Raw genomic sequence first — 4,692 nt, 5'->3', positions numbered from 1 at the left:
GCGCGCGCTTTCTATGCGGGATTCCGGCTTTCGCCGGAATGACATGGAGGAGACCAGAATGACATGGAGGAGGCCGGAATGACGGAAGGCAACATATAAATGACGGAAGGCAACATATAAAGGGCGGGAATGGCGGGATGGGAATCTTTTCCCCTCGATTGCGAAACGGCTTACACAGAGCGACCGGCCGATTGTCTTTGCGCCCGAATCTTGCCATAATGCTCTCCATAGGCATCCACCCCGGGCCCCGTCTCGTACTGGACGCAAGCAAGGCAACCCGACATGAAAGCGAAAATGGACCCGAACCTGCTGCGGGGAATTGATATCCTCGGCCCGCTGTCCGATCTCGCCATAGAGCAGATTCTGGAGGCGCCCGAAAACGATATTGAGGAATTCGACGCCAAGACGTACATCCTGAAGGAGGCCGAGGATGCCGACTGCATGTACATCATCCTCGACGGCAGCGTGGAGATTCTGGTCAAAGGGGGGGCCAGCGGGCGGCAGGTGGTCGGCAGCGACCGCGAGATACCGATCGCGACGCTGCACAAAGGAGACTTCTTCGGAGAGCAGGCCCTGCTCCCGGGCGGACCCGGCAAGCGCAACGCCAGCGCCCGCACGATCGCCTCCAGCACATTGTTCCGCATGCACAAAAAGTACGTCGATCTCAACGTCAAGCGGGACCTGGACATGACCTTCACCCAAATCACCATGCTCGACCTGCCGCAAGACAAGGAAGTGCGGGAAATTCTCGAGACCATGCGCCTGTTCCAGGGCTTGAACGAAGACGAAGTCAAGAACTTCCGCGAATGGACGGAAGTCGTGGAGATCGGACCGGACGAAATGATCATCCGGGAACGAGAAAAGGCGCAGAACATGTACGTCGTGCTCGAAGGGGAACTGGAAGTCTTTACGGCGAAAACCGACTCCAGCGAGGAGGCAATCCTCGGCACCCTGGGAAAAGGCAGGTATTTCGGGGAATCCGCACTGCTCCCGGATCAGACGGGGAAACGCAACGCCTGCGTACGTGGCAAGACACGTTGCCGATTGTTGAAGATCCCCAGGAAATACTTCCGGATCGCGCTGAAACGGGACACGGCGCTCGCCAATGCGATCGCGGTGATCGGCAAGTCGCAACGGGCAAAGATCAAAAAAGCGAAAGGCACCTGACGGCCGCCCTCCCGCCAGCAGTCTCCATCGCTGTCCGCGCCGCGTGAGCGGCGTACGGAGGGCAGATCCGTGGCCAATCCTGGCCGTCCCTGGCAAGCCCCTGAAAACAACCCCGAGCACAACCCTGAGCGCAGCCTTGAGCAAGGCCCCGGGAAAACCTTGAACCGGGTACTTTCCATCCAGAAGCTGCGCAAGACATACCGCCCCGGTTTCGAGGCGTTGCGGGGCATAGACCTGGACGTGGCGGAAGGCGATTTCTTCGCCCTGCTGGGACCCAACGGCGCCGGCAAATCCACGACCATCGGCATCCTCACCTCCCTGATCCGCAAGACCTCCGGCAGTGTGCGCATTTTCGGATACGACCTGGATACGCAGCCCAACGAGGCCAAGGCAATGCTCGGCATCGTGCCCCAGGAGATCAACTTCTCGCTGTTCGAGAAGTGCCTGGACATCGTAGTCAACCAGGGCGGGTACTACGGCCTGCCCCGCGCCGCCGCCCGCGCCAACGCCGAGAAATACCTGCGCGTTCTCAACCTGTGGGACAAGAGAGACAAAGTCTCGCGCCAACTGTCGGGCGGCATGAAGCGCAAACTCATGATCGCCAGGGCATTGGTACACGAACCGCGCCTGCTCATCCTGGACGAACCTACCGCGGGCCTGGACGTAGAATTCCGCAGGGAATTGTGGGACTTCCTGGTGGAATTCAACCGCGGCGGCGCCACCATCGTGCTCACTACGCACTACCTGGAAGAGGCGGAACGCCTGTGCCGCAATGTCGCCATCATAGACCAGGGCAGGATCGTCGAGAATACAACCCTGAAGCGCCTGCTCGCCAAGTTGGACATAGAGACCTTCCTGCTGGACACCAGCGAAGAAGTGCGGGAGTTGCCCGAGATACCGGGATACCAAATCAGCTTGGCGGATGCCAACACCGTGCAGGTGGAGGTAAGCAAGAGCGCGCGACTGAACCGGCTGTTCCACGAATTGTCCCGCAAAGGCATCGGAGTGATCAGCATGCGCAACAAATCGAACCGGCTGGAGGAGTTGTTCCTGCGCCTGCTGAAACAGAACGGACATGCCGGCTAAGCCCCTGCCGCCGGTCGGCCGGACCGCGTGGGTGGCCCTGGCAACGATCATGCACAGGGAAATCGTCAGGTTATGCCGGATCTGGACGCAGACCATCCTGCCGCCCATTATCAGCACGCTGCTTTACTTTCTGATCTTCGGGGCGCTGATTGGGCAGCGGATTGGGGAAATACAGGGGCACAGATTCATCGAATACATCACCCCCGGCATTGCCATGATGGCAATCATAAACAATTCCTATGCCAATGTTTCCTCCTCTTTTTTCAGCGCCAAGTTCCAACGCTACATAGAAGAAATGCTGGTCGCGCCCATTCCCTGCCTGGTCATCCTGTGCGGCTACACCTGCGGCGGGATATTCCGGGGGCTGCTGGTGGGGCTGATCGTCATAGCGGTGTCCCTGTTCTTCCAGGACCTGCATATACACAACGCCTGGCTGATGCTGGTCACGGCGGCGATGGCCTCCGCCCTGTTTGCGCTGGGAGGGCTGATCAACGGGATCCTGGCCAACAAATTCGACGATATCTCGCTGATCCCCACCTTCATACTCACCCCCCTCACCTACCTGGGCGGGGTCTTCTACTCGATCTCCCTGCTGCCGGAATTCTGGGAGCTCGTATCCCGGCTGAACCCCATCCTCTACATGGTCAACTCCTTCCGCTACGGCTTCTTGGGGGTATCCGACGTCAACGTCGCGGTCGCGCTGGCAATCACCGCCGGGTGCACCCTGGGGCTGGGGTTCACCGCCTGGTTGCTGCTGGTTCGGGGAATCGGCCTGAAACCATGAAGCTGAAGCCATGAGCCCGAAGCAATGAACGCTCGCGGCGCCGCGGCATGAAACCCTGAGCCCTTGCCCGCCGACATCGCCGACGCGCGCCTCTTGCAGGCGCGCCGCGGGGGCGCTCCGGCCTTCAGGAAAGACTGCCGGCAGGAGTAGCGGCTCGCGGGGGAACTTCCTGTTCCGCGGAACGCAAGCGTTCGACGACCGTCCGGGTGAACTCCGTAGTGGCCAAGGTACCGCCCATATCCGCCGTGCACGCGCCATCGGCGATCGCCCCCAGCAAAGCCAGCCGCAAACGGTGGCCCAGGTCGTAGCGGTCCACATGATCCAGCAGCATCCCGAAGGCCAGAAGGATCCCCGTGGGGTTGCACTTGTCCTGCCCGGCGATATCCGGGGCCGTGCCGCCGGAGGCGTCGAACATTGCAATATCTATCTGGTCGTCGTCGCGAAAGCTGAAATTGCCGCTGGCGCCGGTACCGATACTCCCGGCCAGCCCGCTAGCCATGTCGGAGAGAAAGTCGCCGTACTCGTTAAGCACCAACACCACCTGGAAATCCTCCGGGTGCATGACGATCTTGGCCAACAAGGCATCGAATAATTCCACCCGGTGCTGAATTTCAGGGAACTCCCGGTGCACCTTCTCCACCACCTCCTGGAACAGGCCGTCCGTCACCCGCTGAATGGTGTGCTTGGAGGAAGAAGTGACCTGCAGGCCCTTTTTCCTGGCAAAGGAGAAGGCGAACTTTGCCGCCTGGCGGCAAGGATCGCGCTCCACAATACGTATCGAGATCGCCGCATCCTTGCCGACTCGCCGGCCGGGGTCGTCGTAGGTGCCGCCGGTGGCGATGCGCACAATATAGAGGAAGACCTCTTCCTTAAAGTTCGACTGGATGCCGCGGATAGACATGACAGGGCGCAAGATCACGCTGAAGTTGCATATGCGCCGGATGATGGCGTTAGGGCTGGTGGTCCTGGTGATGGTCGGGTATTTCAACGCCAACTTGGTCTCGTTCATGGATTCGCCGACCCGGTCGAACAGTTCCCGCGGCGACTGCTCCCGGCTGGCCAGCGAGAGGTCCATGGGAACGAACTCGATATCCATAGGCAGGGCCTCGGCGACGGCATGCACCGACTGACACAATTCGGCGCCAATCCCGTCTCCCAGCAATTCGGTGATCCTGATCTTAGCCTCGCTCATGTCCGCTCTCCCCGCCTCCCGGCAAGCTGCCGCACTGGCGCGCCAGCAAGGTCATTATACTCGCCTGCCGCGAGGATTTCGCGCCGTGCGGCGGGCTGGCGCATATGCGCCCGGGCTCGTGCCGGAGGCGGCATCGCAAGGGAGCAAAGAACCCGCGGGCGGGGCCCGCGGGTATAGGAAAATGCCGCCTCATCCGCCCATTCCCCGCGGCACGCCGCGGCGCGGCGGCAACCGGGCCGGGCGGAGGCGCCCGTTGGCGGGGCAGACCGCGGGCCGCGCCGCCCGCACGGCAACGGCCCGCGCCGGGGAAATACGGCAAGGCGCCGTCCTTGCTAGAATTCCCGGGGAATCCCGCTGCGGCCTCTACCCAAGAGGCGGGCGAAGATCCGTCCGCGCCGCCGCGGCGAGACCCGTCGAAGGGCTAAAAAATATGATTATCTGGACGATAACCGCCGGCAAAGCC

4 protein-coding genes are annotated in these 4,692 nt (G+C 61.4%); 3 read left to right on the top strand and 1 reads right to left on the bottom strand.

The genetic code is table 11. From position 1 onward, the window contains the following. Positions 1–282: 282 nt before the first annotated feature. The 3 genes from OXU43_04625 (at position 283) to OXU43_04615 (ending at position 3,037) form a co-directional block, all read left to right on the top strand. Positions 283–1,167: a cyclic nucleotide-binding domain-containing protein gene (locus OXU43_04625; GenBank protein MDD9824434.1), complete on the top strand. Its 885-nt coding sequence runs from the start codon at positions 283–285 to the stop codon at positions 1,165–1,167. A 159-nt stretch (positions 1,168–1,326) separates the two neighbouring features. Then, positions 1,327–2,253, top strand: coding sequence for an ABC transporter ATP-binding protein (locus OXU43_04620; protein ID MDD9824433.1), 927 nt, complete (start codon positions 1,327–1,329; stop codon positions 2,251–2,253). Further along, entirely contained in the window at positions 2,243–3,037 is a 795-nt protein-coding gene (locus tag OXU43_04615) for an ABC transporter permease (GenBank protein ID MDD9824432.1), read from the top strand. Before OXU43_04620 ends, OXU43_04615 begins: the two co-directional genes overlap by 11 nt. A gap of 124 nt (positions 3,038–3,161) precedes the next feature. Here OXU43_04615 and OXU43_04610 read toward each other — a convergent pair whose 3' ends face one another. After that, entirely contained in the window at positions 3,162–4,229 is a 1,068-nt protein-coding gene (locus OXU43_04610; protein ID MDD9824431.1) for an isocitrate/isopropylmalate family dehydrogenase, read from the bottom strand. Positions 4,230–4,692 lie beyond the last annotated feature (463 nt).

Source organism: Gammaproteobacteria bacterium (genome assembly GCA_028817255.1).
Lineage (GTDB): Bacteria > Pseudomonadota > Gammaproteobacteria > Porifericomitales > Porifericomitaceae > Porifericomes > Porifericomes azotivorans.
The sequence above is the reverse complement of the archived record's forward strand: the minus strand, read 5'-3'. Positions and strand labels throughout refer to the sequence as shown.

What these genes read in the sequence shown, in the direction of transcription:
- OXU43_04625 (MDD9824434.1), top strand. Translation starts at nt 283, where the DNA reads ATGAAAGCGAAAATGGACCCGAACCTGCTGCGGGGAATTGATATCCTC.
- OXU43_04615 (MDD9824432.1), top strand. Translation starts at nt 2,243, where the DNA reads ATGCCGGCTAAGCCCCTGCCGCCGGTCGGCCGGACCGCGTGGGTGGCC.
- OXU43_04610 (MDD9824431.1), bottom strand. Translation starts at nt 4,229, where the DNA reads ATGAGCGAGGCTAAGATCAGGATCACCGAATTGCTGGGAGACGGGATT.